Origin of the sequence: Paenibacillus sp. PSB04, from assembly GCF_025809195.1 — a bacterium.
Lineage (GTDB): Bacteria > Bacillota > Bacilli > Paenibacillales > Paenibacillaceae > Paenibacillus_AQ > Paenibacillus_AQ favisporus.
In genome coordinates, this window is record NZ_CP081301.1 from 3,001,104 (window position 1) to 3,023,445 (window position 22,342).

The 22,342-nt window shown below is 53.6% G+C and carries 16 protein-coding genes and 1 riboswitch; of the genes, 13 read left to right on the forward strand and 3 right to left on the reverse strand.

What is annotated here, in order from left to right:
• Positions 1-139: 139 nt before the first annotated feature.
• Together K2F33_RS13860 and K2F33_RS13865 are read left to right on the forward strand one after the other, a co-directional pair.
• A complete protein-coding gene (locus K2F33_RS13860) occupies positions 140-1,249 on the forward strand; it encodes an S-layer homology domain-containing protein (protein ID WP_263882018.1) in 1,110 nt (369 codons plus the stop codon).
• 228 nt (positions 1,250-1,477) lie between these two features.
• Positions 1,478-1,639: riboswitch (FMN riboswitch) on the forward strand.
• Between the two features lie 127 nt (positions 1,640-1,766).
• On the forward strand, positions 1,767-2,723 hold the full coding sequence (locus tag K2F33_RS13865; RefSeq protein WP_145141660.1) for a DMT family transporter: 957 nt from the start codon (positions 1,767-1,769) through the stop codon (positions 2,721-2,723).
• 39 nt (positions 2,724-2,762) lie between these two features.
• Here K2F33_RS13865 and K2F33_RS13870 read toward each other — a convergent pair whose 3' ends face one another.
• Entirely contained in the window at positions 2,763-3,035 is a 273-nt protein-coding gene (locus tag K2F33_RS13870; protein WP_076173595.1) for a hypothetical protein, read from the reverse strand.
• A gap of 138 nt (positions 3,036-3,173) precedes the next feature.
• Between K2F33_RS13870 and K2F33_RS13875 the strand changes: the two genes are divergently transcribed.
• The 5 genes from K2F33_RS13875 (at position 3,174) to K2F33_RS13895 (ending at position 8,801) form a co-directional block, all read left to right on the forward strand.
• The gene (locus tag K2F33_RS13875; RefSeq protein WP_089548534.1) at positions 3,174-5,039 is read left to right on the forward strand and encodes an ABC transporter substrate-binding protein; all 1,866 of its coding nucleotides are present in this window, start codon (positions 3,174-3,176) and stop codon (positions 5,037-5,039) included.
• A gap of 111 nt (positions 5,040-5,150) precedes the next feature.
• The gene (locus tag K2F33_RS13880; protein WP_076173597.1) at positions 5,151-6,161 is read left to right on the forward strand and encodes an ABC transporter permease; all 1,011 of its coding nucleotides are present in this window, start codon (positions 5,151-5,153) and stop codon (positions 6,159-6,161) included.
• Between the two features lies 1 nt (position 6,162).
• Positions 6,163-6,999 (forward strand): ABC transporter permease, encoded by an 837-nt coding sequence (locus K2F33_RS13885; protein WP_089548533.1) that lies wholly within the window; start codon positions 6,163-6,165, stop codon positions 6,997-6,999.
• Between the two features lie 4 nt (positions 7,000-7,003).
• Complete coding sequence (locus tag K2F33_RS13890) at positions 7,004-8,014, forward strand: ABC transporter ATP-binding protein (protein WP_089548532.1); 1,011 nt, start codon at positions 7,004-7,006, stop codon at positions 8,012-8,014.
• Positions 8,001-8,801: an ABC transporter ATP-binding protein gene (locus K2F33_RS13895; protein WP_089548531.1), complete on the forward strand. Its 801-nt coding sequence runs from the start codon at positions 8,001-8,003 to the stop codon at positions 8,799-8,801. The genes K2F33_RS13890 and K2F33_RS13895 overlap by 14 nt, the downstream gene beginning before the upstream one ends.
• Here the strand turns inward: K2F33_RS13895 and K2F33_RS13900 are convergent, their stop codons facing one another.
• A complete protein-coding gene (locus tag K2F33_RS13900; RefSeq protein ID WP_263882019.1) occupies positions 8,802-9,791 on the reverse strand; it encodes a hypothetical protein in 990 nt (329 codons plus the stop codon).
• A gap of 417 nt (positions 9,792-10,208) precedes the next feature.
• On the opposite strand from K2F33_RS13900, the gene K2F33_RS13905 reads away from it, so the two are divergent.
• The 3 genes from K2F33_RS13905 (at position 10,209) to gntK (ending at position 13,988) form a co-directional block, all read left to right on the forward strand.
• A complete protein-coding gene (locus K2F33_RS13905; protein ID WP_076173742.1) occupies positions 10,209-10,886 on the forward strand; it encodes a GntR family transcriptional regulator in 678 nt (225 codons plus the stop codon).
• A 166-nt stretch (positions 10,887-11,052) separates the two neighbouring features.
• Entirely contained in the window at positions 11,053-12,414 is a 1,362-nt protein-coding gene (locus tag K2F33_RS13910) for a GntP family permease (RefSeq protein WP_076173603.1), read from the forward strand.
• 35 nt (positions 12,415-12,449) lie between these two features.
• Positions 12,450-13,988: a gluconokinase gene (gene gntK, locus K2F33_RS13915; protein WP_145141670.1), complete on the forward strand. Its 1,539-nt coding sequence runs from the start codon at positions 12,450-12,452 to the stop codon at positions 13,986-13,988.
• A gap of 527 nt (positions 13,989-14,515) precedes the next feature.
• Here gntK and K2F33_RS13925 read toward each other — a convergent pair.
• Positions 14,516-15,457 (reverse strand): helix-turn-helix transcriptional regulator, encoded by a 942-nt coding sequence (locus tag K2F33_RS13925; RefSeq protein WP_263882020.1) that lies wholly within the window; start codon positions 15,455-15,457, stop codon positions 14,516-14,518.
• 93 nt (positions 15,458-15,550) lie between these two features.
• Between K2F33_RS13925 and K2F33_RS13930 the strand changes: the two genes are divergently transcribed.
• From K2F33_RS13930 to K2F33_RS13940, 3 genes are all read left to right on the forward strand, one after another.
• Complete coding sequence (locus K2F33_RS13930) at positions 15,551-17,797, forward strand: excinuclease ABC subunit UvrA (protein WP_263882356.1); 2,247 nt, start codon at positions 15,551-15,553, stop codon at positions 17,795-17,797.
• Positions 17,798-18,433: 636 nt separating this feature from the next.
• Positions 18,434-19,777, forward strand: a complete 1,344-nt coding sequence (locus K2F33_RS13935; RefSeq protein WP_263882021.1) for a hemolysin family protein — start codon at positions 18,434-18,436, stop codon at positions 19,775-19,777.
• A 151-nt stretch (positions 19,778-19,928) separates the two neighbouring features.
• Positions 19,929-22,328, forward strand: a complete 2,400-nt coding sequence (locus tag K2F33_RS13940) for an S-layer homology domain-containing protein (RefSeq protein WP_263882022.1) — start codon at positions 19,929-19,931, stop codon at positions 22,326-22,328.
• The last annotated feature ends 14 nt before the right edge of the window (positions 22,329-22,342 follow it).

Here is a 22,342-nt window from a genome sequence, read left to right on the forward strand (position 1 = left end):
GGATATGATCCAATGGATATCATCCAATGGATATGGTCGTAAGCAGCATTAGAAATCAACTGCTTGGAAAAGGATACAATCGCAGGAGCGGTGCAGGCTGCTCCTGCGATTTTCAATTCATGGAAAGAGGGCTGGACGTATGCCACGAAAACAATCTACCCGCTATGCCGCATGGGCCGTAGCCATTTGTGTCGGACTCATCGGATCAGGAACCCCCGCAAACGCTGCGGTTTCAGAAGTACGAACGGCTGGCAGCTCCCCGGTTGCCGCGGCCTCCCCGGCTATTGCGGTAACCACCGCCGCTGCGGAAGCACCTTCCTTGTCACTGGGGGTAACTTCCAGCAGTTCCAAGGTGACGGTCACGGTGACCGGCGAGCAGCTGAAGGACTTGTATGCGTATGAGCTGACGCTCAGTTTTGACCCGGCGAAGCTGGCTTACCGCACCGCATCCTCTGGGACATCCGGCTTTTCGGTCGAACCGATTGTCCAAAACAACGAAATCCGCCTAGCCCATACCAAAGTAGGAAAAACAGCCGGAGACAGCGGCAAGCTCCAACTCGCCGCCATTGAGTTTACGGCGCTGAAGGCGGCTTCGTCCCGGGTGGCCGTGGAGAGCGCCAAATTGGTGGATTCCGCTCTCCGCTCATCCGAGATGTCCGTCAAGCCGGAAATCACGGTCCAACCGGGCAAAGCGGAAGTAGCGCCGGGCACTTTCCGGGATATCCGCGGCCACTGGGCGGAGCAGCCGATTCTGAATGCGGTTCAGCAGGGATGGGTCAGCGGATATCCCGACGGTACGTTTCAGCCGGGCAAGGAAGTGACCCGGGCAGAGTTCGCCAGCATGATGATGCGTGCGGTCTCGATGGGTCAGACGGCCGGCTCGCAGGCGCTGGCCTTTTCCGACGCGAAGAAAATTCCGGCCTGGGCGCTGGCCTCTGTTCATGATGCCGTGTCGCGCGGCATCATGAACGGTTATGCCGACGGAACGTTTGGGCCAAGCCGGCTCATTACCCGGGCCGAAATGGCGGCGATGACCGTCAGGGCGCTTGGTACCGGAACACCGGGAGGTGCGGGAAGTTTGAATTTTGCCGACCGCGCTCAAATTCCGGCCTGGGCCAAGCCGTATATCTCATCAGCGGTGGAGAAAGGAATCATGCACGGAAGAGCGGGCAGCCTGTTCGCCCCGAACGCGCACGCAACGCGGGCTGAAGCGGTGGCCGTGATCCTGTCGGTGCTTGAGCAGCGATAAGTGCTGCCGCGAGTCCGTTCAGTGCTTGATGCAGGCTCATCAATGCCTGCCGTCTGTCATTTTAAATGGCTGCTGATATACCGAAAAATGTCCATCTCCAGCCCCATATCCAAATTTTTAATCCATGGAAATAAAAAGCTATTAAAAAACTGAAACACTTTTGGATACATTTATGCTATAATGATGAAAACAATGTAAGTTGCATGAAAAAAATAAAAATAAATGAATATGGATCTTCGGGGTAAGGTGAAATTCCTGACCGGCGGTGAGCGTCTCTTCTTGTGGTAAAGACGGCGTCAAGCCCGCGACTCGCAGCTTTAGCAATAAGGCGGCGACTGACCTGGTGTAATTCCAGGGCCGACGGTAAAGTCCGGATGGGAGAAGATCAAAGAATAGGCATGTGCGAAATTTTGACATTTCCGCAAGCTTATTTGATCAACCCCCGATGTGTCGATTGATGTCGATCTCGGGGGTTTTCCAATGTTGACTCCGTATTCAGGGATAGGGGAACTGGAGTATGGAAAATGTAAGCAGCAATATCAAGGTCCGGCCCGCGGCAAGTGGGAAGGCCGAACGCAGCAAATCCGGCTTTTGGCTGGTCGTGCTGGGTGCAGCATTGTGGGGAGCGGATCCGCTGTTCCGGATCATTTTGCTCAAAGAACATATGACGGCAACGCAGATCGTGCTCATCGAGCATATTTTGCTGGTGCTGTTCGTCGCACCGATGCTGTGGAAACATCGGAGCGAGTTGAAAGGCCTGAAACTGCGCCATGTCGGCGCGCTGCTTTTCCTGTCGTGGGGCGGCTCGGCCGTTGCAACCATCCTGTTTACGCAGGGACTGTCCTCGGGGAACTTGAACGCAGTCGTTCTGCTGCAGAAGCTGCAGCCGATCTTCGCCATTCTTATGGCCAAACTGCTGCTGCGTGAGAAGCTTCCGAAGCATTTCACCTGGCTGTTCATCGTGGCGCTGGCCGGAACGTATTTGTTGACCTTCGGCTTCACGTTTCCGTTCGGGCATGTGAATGATTTCGTCAAGGTCGGCAGCTTGTTCTCGCTGGGTGCCGCGGCACTGTGGGGCGGTTCTACGGTCATGGGTCGTCTGATGGTCGGAAAAATGGAGTATGAGACGGTGACTTCACTGCGTTTCATTCTGGCGCTGCCGCTGCTGATCGGGATTACCATCAATCAGGGAGATCCTTGGCAGGTGCATACCGACGGGGGAACGCTGGCTGCAGTGTCGATCAACATGCTGGGGCAGGCGCTTCTGCCGGGACTGTTCAGCTTGATGGTGTACTATAAAGGGCTGACAACGACGAAAGCATCGGTGGCGACGCTGGCGGAACTGAGCTTCCCGATGGTGAGCGTACTGATCAACTGGATCGTATTTCATCAGGTCGTGACGCCAACCCAAGCGGTCGGATTTATCCTGATCTGGGCGGCGCTGTTCATGATTTCCCGCAAGAGCGCGGCTTAAAGCTTGCAAGCAGCCAGTCCAGGATTTGAAGACGCAATTTTATATAGGTTTGAAAAGCGGTTCCTGCTGATGGCAGGGGCCGTTTTTTATTTGGAAGGGAAGGGCAAACCGTGCGAAGGATTTCAGTAACTTTTTTTCAGCACATTTAAAAAATAAATCAGTCATCATTTCCAAGCGATCCCTCATACATTTTACGGAAAGCGCTTGCAGAACACGTTTTAGCCGCATGAGTCCGTCAGCCCGCTCCGTACTTTTTCGTGAAGGGGTATGCGGTTTCCTCGGAATGAAGAGGTTTGATTTCTTCGGATCCATGGGGCACGAACCTTCCGATCTGAAGACGTGAAATCTGCATCACGCTTGCATGTATATAAAATGAGCTAAAGGCGAAGTGCTGTCCCTGTCTTAGTTCAATTTATGTAGATGTGAATTGGAGGAAATGGGGGAGTTTACATGAAGCTGAAATTAGCTTCCAAGCCGCTCATGGCCCTTTTCGTGGCGGCGACCGTGATGATCGCGGGCTGCCAGACCGTGCAGCCGCCTTCCGCAACGGGAACGACGACGCCGCCGGCGCAAGGGGAAACCAAGCCGGCCGATCAGGGAGAAAAAGCCACGGAGCCGGCGACGACCGAGCCCGCGGCGAACCAGCCAGCAACGAGCGGAGACGCCAAAGAAACGCCGAGAAATGAAACCCTTTACATTAACGGAATTCAATGGGGGCCGCCATCCAACTTCAACCTGCTGAGCGGCAATCCGGCCTTCCCGATCAACTATGGTAACTCGAGAGAGCTGGTCTACGAGACGCTGTTTATGATCAATCAGCTGGACGGCAAGCTTGAGCCGCTGCTCGGCACCAAATACGAGTGGACCGACGACATGACATTGCATATCGAGCTGAATAAGGACGCTAAGTGGAGCGACGGCAAGCCGTTTACGTCCGATGACGTTGTGTACACCTACCAGCTCGGCAAAAAATACGACATCAACTGGAGCAACTACTGGGCGTACATTGCGGATGTCACAGCGGACGGCCCGAATGCGGTCAAGATCATGCTGAACAAAGACAACCCGAACCGTCTGACGGTGCTTGACAGCATCGAGCTGATCCCGATGATGCCCAAGCATATTTGGGAAGAAATCGAGAAGAAGTCAAACAACGATCTGGCGACGATCCGCAAGGAAGTCAACGCCAATCCGGTAGCCACCGGCCCTTACAAAATCTACTTCTACAACGACCAGAAAATCACGATTGTCCGCGACGACAATTACTGGGGCAAGTCGCTCTTCGGCAAGCTGCCTGCTCCGAAATATATTACGCACGTCATCTATAAGGATAACGCCGCCGGCGATTTGGCCTTCAAGAGCGGACAGGTGGACGTCTCCCAGCAGTTCATCCCGCAGGTATGGAACATGTGGAAGAACGGCGCTCCGATCAAGACCTATCTGAAAGACGCCCCTTATTACGTCCCGGGCTCCATGCCGTCGATCTTCTTTAATTTCTCGAAAAAAGGGCTGGATAACCCGGACGTCCGCCGCGCGATCGCGATGAGCATCGATTACAAGAAAATTTCCGACCTCGCGATGAGCGGCTACTCGGCAGCGATGCAGCCGTCCCTGACGCTGAACACGGACGCGGAGTCCAAATACGTCGATCAGGCTGCGATCAAATCGCTGCAGTGGACGACCGACGTCAAGGCGGCCAACGAGCTGCTCGACAGCATCGGCGCCAAAAAAGGCAAGGACGGCATCCGCGTGCTGAACGGCACCCGCCTCGGGCCATTTGAAGTGGAATGCCCGTACGGCTGGTCCGACTGGAATGCGGCGCTGGAGATCGTGGCCCAGAGCGCGAAAGCGATCGGCATCGAAATCCGCACGAAGTTCCCGGAAGCGCCGGTATGGACGAACGACCTGCAAACCGGCAAGTTCGACATCATCATGAACACGCCTGCGGGCGGCGTCAATCCGAGCCAGCCGTGGAGCAGAGCGCATGACATCATGTATTCCAAGGAAGTGGCTCCGCTCGGCGAAATGGCGTTCTGGAACTGGGGCCGTTACAAAAACGACAAGGCCGACCAAATTATCGACAAAATTCCGAGCGTCACCGATCAGGCCGAACTCAAAACCCTGTACACGGATTTGACGAAAATCTGGCTGACCGACATTCCGTCCATTCCGCTCATGTACCGTCCGTGGGTGTTCCATACGGTCAATGAATCGGTATGGAAAGGCTTCCCCGTCGACGGAGACGGAAGCAACATTCCTCCGCAAATCGCCATGGACGGGGCGGGCATCCGGGCGCTGTACCAGATCCACAACTAAGCCCAAGGAAGCGGCCTGCATGGGAGGCTCCCGGCACTGCCGGAGCGCCATGCGGGCCCTCTTTTCCAAGACGCATCCACCGCCGATCCAAAGATCAAGGGAGGGACCTTCTTGAATGCCTATGCCAAATATTTCGTAAAAAAGTTGTTCTGGTACCTGGTGACGCTCGTCATTGCCGTTTCCCTGAATTTTTTCCTTCCGCGCATGATCGAGGGGAATCCCGTCGCCATGATCGTCTCACAGATGACCAAAGGGATGACGGACAGCGATACGATCAAACGGGTCTATGAGACGTTCATTCAGGAGTTTGGTGTTGACAAGCCGCTCTGGCAGCAGTTTCTGATCTATGTCCAAAACCTGTTTACCGGCAACCTCGGCACCTCGTTCGGCCTGTATCCGAAAAAGGTGACGGACATCCTGGCTTCAGCGGTGCCGTGGACGATCGGCCTGCAGCTGCCGGCGATTCTGGTAGGCTGGATTCTGGGCAACGTGCTCGGAGCCGTGGCCGCCTATAAAAAAGGCGTGTTCGACAAGGTGATTTTTCCGGTAGCCCTGTTCGTGAACTCGATTCCCTTTTTTACGCTGGCCATCATCATGCTGTACGTATTCGCCCTGACGCTGGGGTGGTTCCCGCTGTCCGGAGGGTATGATTTTCAAATGATTCCGCAGCTCAGCTTTGAATTTATCGGCTCGGTCATCCGCCATCATACGCTGCCATTCCTCTCGATCGTGCTTGTCACCATCGGCGGCCAGGCGATCGGGATGCGGGAAATGTCCATTTACGAGCTGAATGCCGACTATGTGCTGTACAGCAAGCTGCTTGGGATCCGCGATTCGCGCATCTCGAGATATGTGTTCCGGAACGCCATGCTTCCCCAAATTACCGGACTGGCTTTGTCCATCGGCACGATGGTGGGCGGTTCGCTCATCTGTGAAATCGTGTTCAGCTATCCGGGCATCGGCACCTGGCTGTTTACGGCCATCCGTCAGCTCGATTACCCGCTTATTTCCGGCTGTACGCTGCTGATCGCGCTCTCTGTTCTGCTGGCTAACTTTACGATTGATATCATTTACGGTTTTATCGATCCGCGGATCAAAGCCTCGCAAATGGAGGACCAGTAATATGAAAAACTCCTTCAACATTCTCATCAAATCCCCCAAATTCATGCTGGGGGCGGGAATATTCATCGTTATGCTGGCGCTGGTGCTCATCTTCCCGATGATCAACAAAAAGGATCCGCTGGAGATGATCGCCCTGGCGTTTCAGCCGCCGAGTTCGCAGCTGTGGCTCGGTTCGGACAATTTCGGGCGGGATCTGTTCCTGGAGCTGATGTACGGCATCCAGACCTCGATCCGGGTCGGTCTCATCGCAGGCGTGTTCGCCACGGCCATCGGACTCATTATCGGCCTCGCTTCCGGCTACATCGGCGGTATCGTGGATAACTTGCTGACGTCGATCACGAACATTTTTATCGTCATTCCGTCGTTTATTATCCTGATCCTTATCTCGGTCAGCATCAACTCGCGCAGCTCGCTCGTGACGGCGATCATTATCGGCATCACCAGCTGGCCGTGGACGGCCCGGGCCGTACGCGCGCAGACCAGCTCGCTCCGCAACCGGGATCATGTCCATATCGCCAAAATTTCCGGACACAGCACGCCCCGGATCATCGTTTTTGAAATTTTGCCCTACATCGCGTCTTATGTCGTCATGGCGTTTGTGCTGCAGACCGCGTCCGGCATACTGTCGGAGGCCTCCATCTCGATGCTGGGGCTCGGGCCGTACAACACGATCTCCCTCGGCATCATCATGAACTGGGCGCTCGTCTTCGAGGCGCCGGTGGCGGGGGCATGGTGGGCGTTTATCCCTGCGGCGCTGTCAATCGCGCTGATCACGTTCTCGTTGTATATGATGAACACGGGCATGGACGAAATTTTTAATCCGAAAATAAGGAGCTAGGCCGATGACTACAAACATTCTGGAAGTTAGCGGACTGAAAACCTATTATAAAACCCGGCTTAAGGAAAAAGTGTTTGCCGTCGACGGCGTCGATTTCGTGCTGGAAGAAGGGAAGACGCTCGGCATCGCCGGCGAATCCGGCTGCGGCAAGTCGACGCTGGCGCTGAGCCTGATGGGATTTTATTTTCCGCCGCTCCATTACGGCAGCGGTTCGATCCAAATCCACGGCCGCGACATTATGAAGCTGAACAAGGAGCAGCTGCGCACGCAAATTTCCGGGCGGGAAATCGCGTATATTCCCCAGGCGGCCATGAATGCCCTCAATCCGACGCTGCGGATCATCCGCTTCATTGAGGATATCATGAAGGAGCACCGGCCAGAGCTGACCAAGAAGCAGGTGTGGGACATGGCCGTCGAGCGCTTTGAAACGCTGAACCTGTCGCCGAAGGTGCTGCGCTCGTATCCGAATGAGCTCTCCGGGGGCATGAAACAGCGGACGGTCATTGCGATTTCCACCATTCTGAATCCGAAGGTGCTGATCGCCGACGAACCGACGTCTGCGCTGGACGTAACGTCGCAGAAGGCGGTCATCAAGCTGATGAAGGACCTGCTCAACAAGCAGTTCATCCGCTCGCTGGTATTCATCACGCATGAGCTGCCGCTCTTGTACCACGTCACCGACGACATTATGGTCATGTACGCGGGAGAAATCGTGGAGCGCGGCACGGCCGAGCAGATGATCTTTGATCCGCTGCATCCGTACACGAAGAAGCTGATGGGTTCCATCATCGTTCCGGAGGAGGGGATGAAGGGGCACAAGCTGGCGGCCATTCCGGGCACGCCGCCGAATTTGAAGCATGTGCCTGCCGGCTGCCGGTTTGCCGAGCGGTGCTCTTACGCCCAGGATATTTGCAGGCAAAACAATGTGGCGGTGCAGGAAGTGGAGGGCCGCCAGTACCGGTGCCATTTTGACACAGGAACGCTGAAGGAGTGGTATGCAAATGAGCAGTCGTGACCTGTTGATCCGCGGCAGAGGCATTACGAAAATATTCGGGTACGGGGCGGCTAAAACGACCGCCGTTGATACGGTGGACTTCGATTTTCATAAAGGCGAAATCATTTCCATCGTCGGCGAGAGCGGCAGCGGCAAAACCACCCTTGCCAAAATCATCATGGGTCTCTTAAAGGAGTCGGGGGGCAGCATCGATTACAAAGGACAACCGAGAGTGCTGCGCCGCCATGCCGACCGAAAAAAGTACTGGAAAGACATTCAGGCGATTTTTCAGGACCCGTTCTCGTCCTTTAACCTGTTCCAGCGGGTAGAGAAGCTGCTGCTCAGCTGCATCCGGCTGCAGGGGCTGAAGCTCACCAAGGATGAGCAGTTCAATAAAATGAAAGAGGCCTGCTCTTTCGTCAACCTGAAGTTCGAGGAGCTGTACAACAAGTATCCGTTCGAGCTGTCCGGCGGGCAGATGCAGCGGCTTATGATCGCACGGATTTTTATGCTTCACCCCAAGGTGCTGATCGCGGATGAGCCCACCTCAATGGTCGACGCCTGTTCCCGGTCCACCATTCTCGACATGCTGCTGAAGCTGAGGGATGAGAACGAGATGACGATTATTTTCATCACGCACGACGTGGGGCTCGCTTATTACGTGAGCGACACGATCTACATCATGGAGAAGGGCCAAATCGTCGAAAGGGGACCGGCCGAGGACATTATCCTGAACCCGCAGCACGCCTATACGAGGCAGCTCATCAGCGATGTGCCGAAAATCCATACGGCCTGGGACTTGGGCTAGTCACATTGGCGCCGTATAGCGGCCGCCCTCCTGCACGACGCGAAATGCGCCGCCGTCCTGCTGCAGCACGGCCAGGTTCGATCCTTCCGAGCCCCACCATTCATACCCAAGCGTATAGCCATGCCCGGAACGGGTGACAAATAAAACGTGGAACAGCTGCGGGTCCATCTGCCCGCCGTCGTCGACGCGCCAGGTGGAGCTCGGGTCATCCGTTCCTTCAAAATCGCGAAACAGCAGCGTATCCGGGGTGATCAGCACGAGGCTGGCCAGCGGCTTGCCGCCGTCCTTGTCGTACTGGACGATACCCAGCTGCACGTCAGGGGAGATTTGTCCGATAAGCCCCTGGCTGTGGATGTTCAGGCCTTTGGCTTGCTTGATCCGGGCTGCCGCCTCTTCGGGCAGGCTTCCCTCCGCATGCTCCACCTGCAGAAATTCATGCCCGGCAAAAGCGTCTCTCTGTGCGAGAACGACGCCTGCGTCCGGATCCGCTGGAGTTACCGGGGAAGAGAGGCGGAACAAATCGCCTTCATCATGGTCGAAATTGTACCGGTTCTGCCTGCCGTTATCCTGATCCGACCGGGCCTGATGCTTCGTGAAGCGGATGTCGGCCAGCTCGTCCGGCGCGATGACCGCTTGTGTAAACTGCTCCCGCGGTGTTTGCTGCTTGCCTTCCGGGTCGGCTGCAAGAATCCGGCTGCTGGCGGCGTCCAAATAGCCGAACATCAGCTGGGAAGACTGCAGCCGCCCCGGAGTTTCTGTTTCGGCTTCGCCCTCGTGGCTGCTGGTAGGCTGCGGGCTCCCGCCATCAGGGGTGGAAGCAGGGGGATCAGCTGCCGTGGCGGGAGGTTTTTCGTTGATTCCGTCCGTGGAATTGACCGTTCCGGAAGGCATTGGGTCAGCCGGTGGTGTGTTTTCCGCCGAAGGCTTGTGGCTTTCGCAGCCCGTGGCGATACAGATGGACAGCAGCAGGATGGCGGCGATTTTTTTCAAATTCAATCACTTCCTTTCCGAAGCTTGGTGTGCTGGATGTTTCATCCACGCGGTTTACAGATCGCACGGATTGTTTTAAAATAAAGACGATTACAAGTTGTATACAAGTATACTTGGAGGCAGAGGCAGGTTAGAGCACAGCACAATCAAACTGGAAGCGTTTCTTTTTCGAAGAACCACAGGTCTTCGTGGTAAAAGACGCATTCCGGTTCTTCGTTGTTGCATGGTTCTTTTGAAAAAAGGAAAAAATCGGATTGCGGCACACGGCTGCCGGTCAAACGGTTGAGCGTTAAGGTCTGCGGCTGAAGCAGGCTTCCGGAGAGCAGGTCCCTCACCATGGATGCGGCGGTCGGTTGTATGATAGAATCGGTAGCGTACGTCATTGTACATACATTGATTTAGGAGAGTTGTCTCATGCTGCGTTATCCTTCATCCTGGCTGCAGGGTGTTTCCTTGGGAGAGTCGATTGCGTCCGAGCTGAGGCTGCAGATTATCAGCGGCCGGATCAAGCCGGGTGAAATTATTTCAGAGAACCGGGTGGCCGCCGATTTCGGGACAAGCCGTTCCCCCGTCAGAGAAGCCTTGAAATCGCTCTCGAGCGAAGGGCTGATCCGGCTCGAACGGATGGGTGCCGTCGTCGTCGGACTGAGCCTGACCGATATTGTTGAATTGTACGATGTCCGCTTCCTGATCGAGAGCTTCGTTCAGCAGCGGCTGGCCAAGATGGACCGGGATCAACTGCTGGTTACGCTGCGCCGGATCGTTGACCGGATGGAGCTTGCGGTCAAGCATCAGGATGCCGTCGAATTTTCGTATCAGGACTTATCCTTTCACGAGGCGATTATTGCGGCAGCGGACCATAAGCGCATTTTGCATTTATGGAACAGCATCCGGCCGATCGTGATGACCGTCATGCTGATTACGACGGAAGAGATTTTTTCCAAAGGGGAAGCAAAGCTCGGGTCCGTGATCGGCAAGCATCAGAAAATTATGGACGGTCTGGCCTCCGGCGACGAGGACGAAATCCAGAAGCTTGTACAGGAGTATTTCGCCGATTCGCGCCAGACGCTGCACCGCAGCCTGACGGATTTTTAAAGCGCTTCGTCGGCCTTTCCATTCCGTAATATGAACCAAAAGGGGCTGCTTGCGGGCAGCTTCCGCCTCATGTTGTCGACAAGTATGCAAGTATTTGAAATCAAAGCTTGGAATAATGGGTATCATATGTGAAAAACATCATGTACGAACAAAAGGAGGACAACCCATGTCCAGTATATTCGGTATGAGCCATAATTGGACGCTCATTGTGTGGACACTGATCGCCATTGCATTTCTTATTGTGTTTATTGCCAAATTCAAGTGGAATCCGTTTGTGACCTTGCTGTTGTCCGCCCTGCTGCTCGGGTTCCTGACCGGCATGAAATCGATGGATATTATCGATTCCGTGACCAAGGGGCTTGGCGGCACGCTGGGAACGATCGCGATCGTCATCGGTCTCGGCACGATGCTCGGCAAAATGATGGCCGAATCCGGCGGCGCCGAGCAGATCGCCACAACCCTCGTGAACCGGTTCGGGGAGAAACGCGTTCACTGGGCGATGATGATCGTCGGCTTTATCGTAGGGATTCCGGTATTTTTTGAGGTCGGCGTCATTCTGCTGATCCCGATTATATTTACCGTCGCACGTAAAACGAAAATGTCACTGCTGCAAATCGGTATTCCGATTCTGGCCGGTCTGTCCACCGTACACGGACTTGTGCCGCCTCACCCGGCCCCGATGATCGCGATTGATGCCTATCAGGCGAATTTGGGGAAAACGATTCTGTACTCCCTGATTGTTGGCATTCCGACAGCGATCGTGGCCGGACCGCTCTTTGGTAAATGGATCGGCAGACGCATCCAGGTCGAGCCGCCTGCTGAGCTGGCGGAGCAGTTCTCCAGCAGCAGCACGCGCAAGCTTCCGGGCTTCGGCATTACGCTGCTGACGATTCTGATGCCGGTGATCCTGATGCTGATCGGTTCGATCGCCTCGATCGTTGACCCGGATGCTTCGAGCGGTTTTACGCTGTTCTGCGAATTTATCGGTAACGAAATTATTGCGCTTCTGATTTCGGTCGTGTTTTCTTTCTTCTCCCTTGGCTTCGCCAGAGGATTTACGAAAGAACAAATATCCAAGTTTACGAGCGAATGTCTGGCGCCGACAGCCACGATCATTCTGATCATCGGCGGCGGCGGGGCGTTCAAGCAGGTGCTCATTAACAGCGGCGTAGGTGACGCCATTGCCCAAATCGCAACTTCGGCTCACATCAACATTATTTTGTTTGCATGGTTCGTGGCCGCACTCATCCGTGTTGCAACCGGTTCCGCCACCGTGGCCATGACCACGACCGCGGGGATCGTCGCACCGGTGCTTGCCTTGAGCCCGGCAGCCAATGTCGAGCTCGTCGTGCTGGCGACCGGAGCAGGCTCGCTCGTCCTGTCGCATGTCAACGACGCCGGCTTCTGGATGGTCAAGGAATTCTTTAACATGTCCGTCCCGCAGACGCTGAAATCCTGGACCGTCATGGAAACGCTGTTGTCGATCGTTGCATTGATTATCATCCTGGTGCTCAGTCTGGTAGTATAAGGATATGTCTAGTGAAGAAGAAAGAAGGTTGAAACATGAGCAGTAATATGATGATCGGAATCGATATTGGAACGACGAGCACCAAGGCCGTTCTGTTCGAAGAAAACGGAAAGGTTGTGGCCAAGGGAAGTGAAGGCTATCCGCTGCTGACACCGACATCGTCCATCGCCGAGCAGGATCCGGATCTGATATTTACGGCCGTGATCCATTCGGTCAAGCAGGTGATGGATACTAGCGGAATCCGCCCGGAGCAGGTGATGTTCGTCTCGTTCAGCTCGGCCATGCACAGCGTCATTCCGGTCGGCCAGGACGGGAAGCCGCTGATGAACTGCATTACGTGGGCGGATAACCGCAGCGCGAAATGGTCCGAAGTATTGAAGAACGATATGAACGGACATGAAATTTATCTGCGCACAGGTACGCCGATCCATCCGATGTCCCCGCTGACCAAATTGATGTGGCTGCGTCATGACAATCCGGACATTTTCGAAAAGACGTCCAAGTTTATCTCGATTAAGGAGTACGTATTCGCCAAGCTGTTCAACCGGTACGTCGTCGACCATTCGATAGCCTCCTGCACGGGCCTTATGAACCTGAACAAGCTGGATTGGGATGAGGAGGCGCTGCAGGTTGCCGGTATTACACCAAGCCAGCTGTCCGAGCTTGTCCCGACCACCTACCGCATGGACGGGCTGGATAAGACGTTTGCCGCCGAGATGGGGCTCGATCCATCCACGCCGTTTATCGTAGGCGCGAGCGACGGCGTGCTGTCCAATCTGGGCGTCAATGCGATCGAGCCTGGTGTCGTTGCCGCCACCATCGGTACCAGCGGAGCAATCCGCACCGTGGTCGATCATCCGGCGACCGATCCGAAGGGCCGCATTTTCTGCTACGCCCTGACGGAGAAGCTGTGGGTGATCGGCGGTCCCGTCAACAATGGCGGCATGCTGTTCCAATGGGTACATGATGAAATGGCCGCATCTGAGATCGAGACTGCCAAGCGTCTCGGTATCGATTCGTACGACCTGCTGACACGGATTGCGGAACAGGTGAATCCGGGATCCGACGGGCTGTTGTTCCACCCTTATTTGACCGGGGAGCGCGCCCCGCTCTGGAACCCCGACGCCCGCGGATCGTTCTTCGGTCTGACGATGCACCACCGCAAGGAGCATATGATTCGCGCCGTCCTTGAAGGCGTCATTTTCAACTTATATACCGTACTGCTGGCGATGGAGGAACGCATCGGGCGTCCGGCCAAAATCCACGCCACCGGCGGATTTTCCCGTTCCCCGCTGTGGCGCCAAATGATGGCCGACATCTTCGATCAGGAAGTTGTCGTGCCGGAGAGCTTCGAAAGCTCCTGCCTGGGCGCCGTCGTGCTCGGCTTGTACGCCATGGGCAAAGTCGATTCGCTAAGTGTCGTCTCCGGCATGGTCGGATCAACGCATCAGCATACGCCGGTGAAGGAGAACGCACAGATTTACCATCAGCTGCTGCCGATCTTTATTAAAATTTCACGCAACCTGGAAGAGGAATATAAGGCGATCGCCGATTTTCAGCGCAGCCTGTTCTAATCCAAAAGAATGCCTGTACAGCGTGTGAAACTGCTGTGCAGGCTTTTTTTGCGTTAAACATGTTTCTGCGAAGCTAGTCGGCTTTGCGCGTGGAAGGCGTGATGTCAATTTTTGATGTGTGTTATACCTTACTAAGAACCAGTTGCCTAAATAGAACATAGATTATACTGAGACTCATAAAACCTCCTTAATAAGATCAGCCCGCTCTTTCGGAGCGGGCCTTTTTCTTTAAAAAGATGAATGAATTATGCAAGAGCCTAAACATATATAGAATTTACCCATATGATATCAGTATCTTCAATATGAAGGAGGTACTTTCATGAGCGACGTTAGAGGAATAGGTTATGGCTGTTGCCATAATAATGTTGGTGCTATCCTTGTACTCTTTATTCTTTTGGTAATTATCCTGAAGGCATTTTGTTGGTAATAAAGAATGACGAAAACCCTGCCGGCTGTGAGCTGGCAGGTCCTTTTTATTTAGAGACACAGAACAACCGATATGAAAGATACCGGTCAAAGGTCGTGCCTCATGCATACTGGCGGAGAATCTCCCGCGCCTGCTCACGAATCCCGTCTACAAGCTCGGGCGGCTCGATGACTTTAACGGCCGTACCCAGTTGAAAAAAGTAGCCGGTCACGAATTCCATCTCGCGCTGATCAATGACACTTTCAATGTAACCTTCATCCGGGCTAACCTCCACGATATAAGGCTCCAGCCATGGCTGGCTGCGGCACTGTCTCAAGCCTTCACGGGTCAGCTCTACATATAAACGGACGGGCGACTCCGGCGTCACCGCCGTGCTGAGGTTGAGCCAGTCCGGCAGTTCCATCTGTGGCTCAAACGCCTGCTTCGTTTGCTCCATGGACACGATCCGGTCTGTACGAAACAGCCGGATTTCGCCATGAACCTGATCGAACGCGGGCATGTACCAGAAGCCGTCGCTGGCGTAAATACCGATCGGAGCCACTTCCCTCAATGTATTTTCCAGCTTCGACACATATTCGATTTTAAGCAAGCGGTGCGCGGAGGCCGCCTCGATGATTTCCTTTAGAAATGGAGACGGGACGGTCCTTTTCTGATTCCAAAAGGTGATTACCGAATCCAGGCCGTCTATTTTTCTTTTCGTATCGTCAGGCAGGCTTGCGTACAGCTTGCGGGAGACGGAATCGATATGAATATCAAAAGGAAGCGATTGATAGTACTTCAATGCCTGAAAAGCAAAAAAGATAGCAAATGCTTCTTCTTCATTAAACATGATCGGCGGCAGTGTCCGGTTGGGGAGTACCCGGTAACCACCGCTTCTTCCTGGTTCCGTATAAAGCGGGACGCCCATATCGGCAATATCCGTAAGATAGCGGTGCGCCGTTCGGACAGAAATGCCAAATTCATTCGCGACATCCTGTGCAGTAAAACTGCGTTTGGCATTCACGTACAGGATTAAATCAAATAGTAATTTGGCTTTGCTCACAAAAGCTCCTCCTCTTCACTTAACCATGACAGTTTCTGGCATGGTTTTAGCATATCCTATTTTATACAAATCGCAAGAGGAGGAATTCACATGATCAAAGAAGATGACATTCGCGTCGTCGGCGGAAGAGAAAAAAATCTGAAGGGAGTTCATGTGACGATCCCCAAAAAGCAGATTACGGTATTTGTAGGCGTATCCGGCTCCGGCAAATCGGCGCTTGTATTCGATACGATCGCAGCGGAGTCGCAGCGGCAATTCAACGAATCGTACTCCAGCTTCATCCGCAACCGGCTCCCTCATTATGGGCAACCGGAGGTGGATGCCATTGAGCATTTGCCGGCGGTGATCGTCATGAATCAAAAAAGGATCGGCGGAAATGCGAGATCTACCGTCGGCACGGTCACGGATATTTATGCGCTGCTGAGGCTGTTATTTTCCCGGATCGGTACTCCTTTCGTTGGATATTCCGACGTGTTTTCCTTCAACAACCCTCAGGGCATGTGCCCGGACTGCGAAGGCTTGGGGAAAGTGAAAGACATCAACGTCGACCGGTTGATCGATAGGGAAAAATCGCTTAACGAGGGGGCTATTCTGTTTCCGACCTTCATGCCCGGCGACGTCAGGTGGAAAAGATATGTCTGCACCGGCCTGTTCGATAACGACAAAAAGCTGAAGGATTATACGGATGAGGAGATGGATACGCTGCTCCATAAAAGCGGGTTCAAGCCGCCAAATCCAACGGAGGGATGGCCGCCGACGTCTCTCTATGAAGGGGTTATTCCGCGCATTAAACGTACTTATCTCTATAAAGATTCGAGAGATGCTAAAAGATATCAGGAGGCGATCGACCGCATCGTGAGCGAGAAGCTGTGCGCTGCATGCTGCGGCGGCCGCCTGAACCCACGCGTGTTGTCCTGTAAAATTGACGGAAAAAGCATTGCCGATTGTGCGGGTATGCAGGTTAGCGAGCTTATCAGGTTTATACGTTCCATCCGCGAGCCTGAAGTACAGACGGTGACGGACGAAATTGTCAAGCGCCTTGGCAATTTGCTGGCGGTAGGCCTTGGCTATTTAAGCATGAATCGCGAAACGCCCAGCCTGTCGGGCGGTGAATCGCAGCGGATCAAGATGGTGCGTCAGCTCGGCAGCAGCTTATCCGATTTGCTGTATATTTTTGACGAGCCCAGCATTGGTCTCCATCCGCATGATGTCAACACAATCAACCGATTGCTTAAGCAGCTGCGGGATAAAGGCAACACCGTTCTGATTGTTGAGCATGATCCGGATGTGATCCAGATTGCCGACTATATTGTTGAAATGGGGCCGCGCGCCGGAACCCACGGTGGAGAGGTCGTATTTCAGGGGAGCTTTCATGAGCTGTTGTCATCCCCGACATTAACTGCCGGGTACTTAAACCGTCACCTCGACTTCAAAAGGGAGGTCAGAAAGCCTGGCGGTTGGCTCGCCATCGAGCATGCGACTACGAATAATCTCAAAGATATTAGCGTTCGAATTCCGGCCGGCGTGATGACCGTTGTTACCGGAGTAGCGGGATCCGGAAAAAGCACGCTGATCCGTCAGGTTCTTCCGAGGTACTACCCCGAGGCGATTTTCATTGACCAAGGCGCGATTCACGCCTCCAACCGGTCCAATTTGGCCACCTATACGGACATCTTCGACACGATCAGAACTTTGTTCGCCAAAGAAAACCGCGTGAACGCTTCGCTGTTCAGCTTCAACTCCGAAGGGGCTTGTCCCCACTGTAAGGGCTTGGGGATCATATCTACCGATCTCGCCTTTATGGATACGGTCTCCAGCATCTGCGAAGCATGCGAAGGAAAGCGTTATACAGAACAGGTCCTGTCCTATCGGTTTCGCGGGAAAAGCATCAGCGACGTTCTGGCCATGACCGTGGAGGATGCGCTTAACATGTTTCATGAAAAAGAAATTGAAACGCCGCTCAAACGATTAAAGGAAGTAGGCCTCGGTTATTTGACCTTAGGACAACCTCTGAGTACGTTATCAGGGGGCGAATTGCAGCGGGCCAAGCTGGCCGCGGAGCTGGAGGGGGAAGGGACCCTGTATGTCCTGGACGAGCCGACCACCGGACTGCATATGTCTGACGTCGAGCTCCTGATCGGCCTTATGAACCGCCTCGTGGAACGTGGCAGTACCTTGATCGTGATCGAGCACAATTTGCAGGTGATCCGTCAGGCTGACTGGATGATCGACCTCGGCCCTGGGGCTGGAGAAGAAGGCGGCCAGGTGATATTTGAAGGCATACCGAAAGATAGCATCGATTGCAGCGCCTCGATCACCGGGAGGTATTTAGGGCTTTAGCGAGGATTCGTGGTTCAAAGGACGTTTGTGTCAAATGTGCCGGAGAAAATTTACGGTGTAGGGGATCCCGACGATTCTACGAATTGTCGGGATTTTTATTGGTTGAAGAAGTATGAGCACAGAGATAAAGGCTTCCTCATGTAAAAGAAACTTTCGATAAAACGGGGGCGGGCTTCTTCTAAGCACGCTGATAGTCCTTTTTTCTTTATGTTTGTTTCCCTGAACAGTTGCACCCGGAGGAAAAGGGGATTGAGGCGTAAAGTTTACGTGCCGCCTTTGAATTCGTGTTGTGACCACCTAATAAAATCCCAAACAACACGAATTCAACAGCGGCTGAAGCCCAATGCCCGTTCCTCCCACGCTCCAAAAGTTGAAGTTACGGCCTGTTCCACGCGCCAAAAGTCGAAGTCACAGCCTGTTCCCACGCTCCAAAAGTCGAAGTAACGGCCTGTTCCCACGCTCCAAAAGTCGAAGTCCGGGTATATTCATCCCCGCATCATCCATCCTAAGCCCATGTGTTCCTCCTCAAAATTGGGTATATACATTCCAAGAGATTATTCATCCGTCGAACATAAAGGAGGTGCTCCTTATCCTGGCCGCTCACCGCCCGCCCAAGGCGCAGGGTAAGGAAATGCTGTGGAAATTGTGAAAATCATATTCGTTATTCTGCTCATCGCATTAACCGCGTTCTTCGTTGCCTCCGAATATTCGGTGATCCGGGTCAGAGTGTCCCGCATTAACCAATTGGTGACCGAAGGCAATAAAAATGCCCGCGCGGTCAAACATATCATATCCCGCCTGGACGAGTTTCTGTCCGCCTGCCAGCTCGGAACGACGCTGACCTCGATGGCTCTCGGCTGGCTGGGGGAATCCACCGTGGAGCGAATGATCCATCCGCTGTTTGAACTCATGCATACACCCGAGTCGGTGGAGAGCATCGTGTCGTTCATTATCGCCTTTTTGATCCTGACCTACTTTGAGGTTGTGATCGGGGAACTCGTGCCGAAAAGCTTTGCGATCCAGATCGCTGAACCGATGGCATTGTTTTTCGCCCGTCCGCTGATTATTTTTTACAAAATCACGTATCCCTTCAACTGGATTCTGAGCCGTTCCTCGCGCTTCATTACCGGCATCTTCGGGGTTAAGCCCATATCGGAGGAAGACGCTGCGTTAAGCGAAGCAGAGCTTCGTTTTGCGCTCACCGAAGGGTATCGCAGCGGCGAAATTACGCCGACCGAGTACCGCTACCTCAACAACGTCTTTGATTTCGACGAACGGGACGCACGGGAAATCATGGTGCCGCGGACTTCTATCCGTTACGTCTCCCACGATGCTACGGTACGGGATGTCCTGGGTGTCATCGAGAGCAAAACGTTCAATTATCTGCCGGTTGCAGTGGATGGCGATAAGGACCGCGTAACCGGGATTATCCACGTCAAGGAAATGCTGCATCAAGTCGTCCGGCGCGTAACCGGCGAAGACGAGAAGATTACGCCTTTTATCCGTCCGGTTCTGCAGGTGATAGAAACCGTTCAGGCGAGAGATTTGCTGGCTCAGATGCAGAAGGCGGGCATCAATATGGCGGTGCTGATGGACGAGTACGGGGGAACGTCGGGTCTGGTCACTCTGGAGGATATCCTGGAGGAGATTGTGGGAGATATTCCTTCGGGTTCCGGCGGCCCGCAGCCAGCGGGATCTCTGCTGATCACGAAGCTGGAGGGCAACCGCTACCGCTTTCAGCCGCAAGCGCTCATCCATGATGTGAACAAAAAGCTGGGGACCAATATCCCGGCGGGGGATGAAGTGTATACGATCGGCGGCTGGCTGCTGTCGCAAAAGTTCGATCTTGCCGAAGGGGACGTCATCCGGCAGGACGACTGCGAATTTGCCATTCGGCGCATGGAAGGACCGATGATCCGGGAAATCGAGGTCATTAAGCACGAGCCGGAGGCGGAGCTGCCGGAAGCAGGGGAGGACTAAAGGTTTGAGTTTAGGAGCCCTATACAGTGGTGAGCGGGGAGCTTGGGAGTGACGGAGACAAACCGTAAGAGGGCCTTTCGGGACAGCCGGAGGCCCTTTTCTTGTGGTTGTATCACGTGCTCTGCGGAATATTTATGGTAAGGAGGGTGGGATGGAAGGAATTTGGCGCGGGTATCGCGAACGATTAAAATTGATTTTTCAAATGACCGTTTTAATTAAAATTGGGGGAACGAACATGGTACGCAAAGCTTTAACCGTAGTGACGGCACTTGGCGTGTTTATGGCTGCCGCTCTGCCGACAGGCGCACTGGCCAAAACCGTCGATGATTTCACCGATCTGCAGGGAGTGGACATCGCGACCAAAGCAAAACTGGAAACCTTGATCCAGGCAGGCGTTTTTCAGGGGGTCTCCGAGGATCGTTTTGGACTTAACGACACGCTTACAAGGGCCCAGTTCGCCAAGGTGCTGGCGCTGATTTTGAATCTCAAGGTCGATGACAGCTTGACGAAATCATCATTTAATGACGTTGTGGCCGATGATCCCGGCAACGGATATGCGCTGCCTTACATCGAAGCCCTCAAGCAGGCGGGGATTACCACGGGGAACGCCGACGGCACGTATAATCCGGCAGGGATGGTAACGAAGGAGCAGCTGGCCGCTTTTCTTATTCGGGGACTGGGGAAAGAAGCGGAGGCAAAATCAACGCCTGGTGTTTCGAGTGATACGGTATCGGATTGGGCAAAAGGATATGTAGCCTTGGCGCTTCAGCTTAAATTGCTGGATGGATCTGCAAACGACTTTAACGGTTCTGCAACCCGCGATGACTTGATTGACGGTTTGTCCAATAGCGGAACATATCACTATGGCAATACTCAACCGTTTCGAGTCTACAGCGTCGAGCAGACGGGGGCGAGCCGCCTTCAGGTAAATCTCAGCCGTTACAGAACGAATGAAGAGCTGTCCTTTAAAGTCGTCAGTAAAAAGTATGGCGAAGTAACCGTTAAGGCGGTGGAATGGAGCGGGACAAAAGCGACCCTCATCTTGGACCGCAAGCTGGAAGAGGACTCATATGACATCACATTGACCGGAACTGGGCCGATCGATGAGAAGTATACGCAGGGTTCTACATCTACCCATGCGGAAAGGCTCGCCAGCATCAAATTTACCGATCCCAGCGATACGGTCGCCTGGGCCAAAGAGATTCCTGTTCATTTTGCTCCGTTAAACCAATTTGGGGAAACTATGGATCTGACCGCCGACGACTTTGACATTTCTTCTTCCGAAGATTTAACGACGGTCAAAGGGGAACCCACCGTACTGGTCCACATGAACAACTCAGCCATGAGAAGAGGTGACCGGTTTACCGTTTCCGTCATTGAACCGAATGGAGGTGTCGCACAGACCCGCATCTTTACCATCGGAGATACGGCAATCGTAGGAAAGCTGGAATCGAAAGGGATCACGGACGCCTCGGGCAAAGCAACCGACTCGATCATGAGCAGCGAGCAAGCGTATTGGAACTTTACGGCATACAATCAGTATGGGACTCCAATTCGTGACCTGGAAACTTTAACAAAGTATATCAGCGTGACTTCGGAAAAGAGTCAATTGAAATTTAGCGGCATATCGGTATCTTCAAGTGATTCAGCTCAAACCTATGCCCGGCTCGTCGCAGATACTTCGTCAGAAATTCAGGTGAAGGCAACGCTAAGCGCCGCTAGCACAGGAGAAACGTTTCAATCCACGCTTACGCTGAAGCCAAAGCCTGTCGTAGAGCCTGCCCCGGTATATTCACCTCCGGCCAGCACGCCTTCGCCCGACCCTGAACCGCCAGTAGTGGAGAACCCCGCAGCGGTAGTGGAGGAGATTGGGCTTGCGGATTTGACTTCCGAATCAGTAAAGGTTCAGCCGATTACGAAGAATGCCAAAAAGCTCTACTATGTGGTCATTCCGTCGGTGGATGCGCCTGCTGAGCTGACGGCTGAGGAGGTAAAGAACTATAAGGCAGCCCATCCTGCATCGATCAGCGGAAATGTGGATGTGACATCAACCTCGGAGAGCACGAAAACAACCATTTTGCTGAGTAATCTTTCCCCTAAGACCAAGTACAAAGTATTTGTTGCGGCGGAGAATACAGAGGGTCTTTTATCTCAAGTGAAGAAGCAGGAGATGGAGACGAGGTTTAAAATTAGTTTGGTGAACCCTCCGCCAATTATCATACCGGAAGGCGCAGATAATAAAGGGGCTTTATCAGGGTATGTTATGTACGATGCTCCCAACCCACTTGAAGAAGCCGAGCTTTTCTTTACGCTGGATTCGTCGGAAAAACTCAGTATGGATGAGGTCATCCTTAATGCCGTTCAGAAAAAGCCCTTATCCGATGCAAGAAAAGCCAGCTCGGGGATGGGGTCATTTGAAATATTCTCCATACCACCTGCTGAATCGCCTTACTACCTCTACTTAGTTATGAAGCAAGGCAGCAACAGTTACTCTGATCTACTCAAGTACCAGGTCAACTGGCCAGCACAGCCATTACCATCTAATCCATAACTTGAAGAGCACCC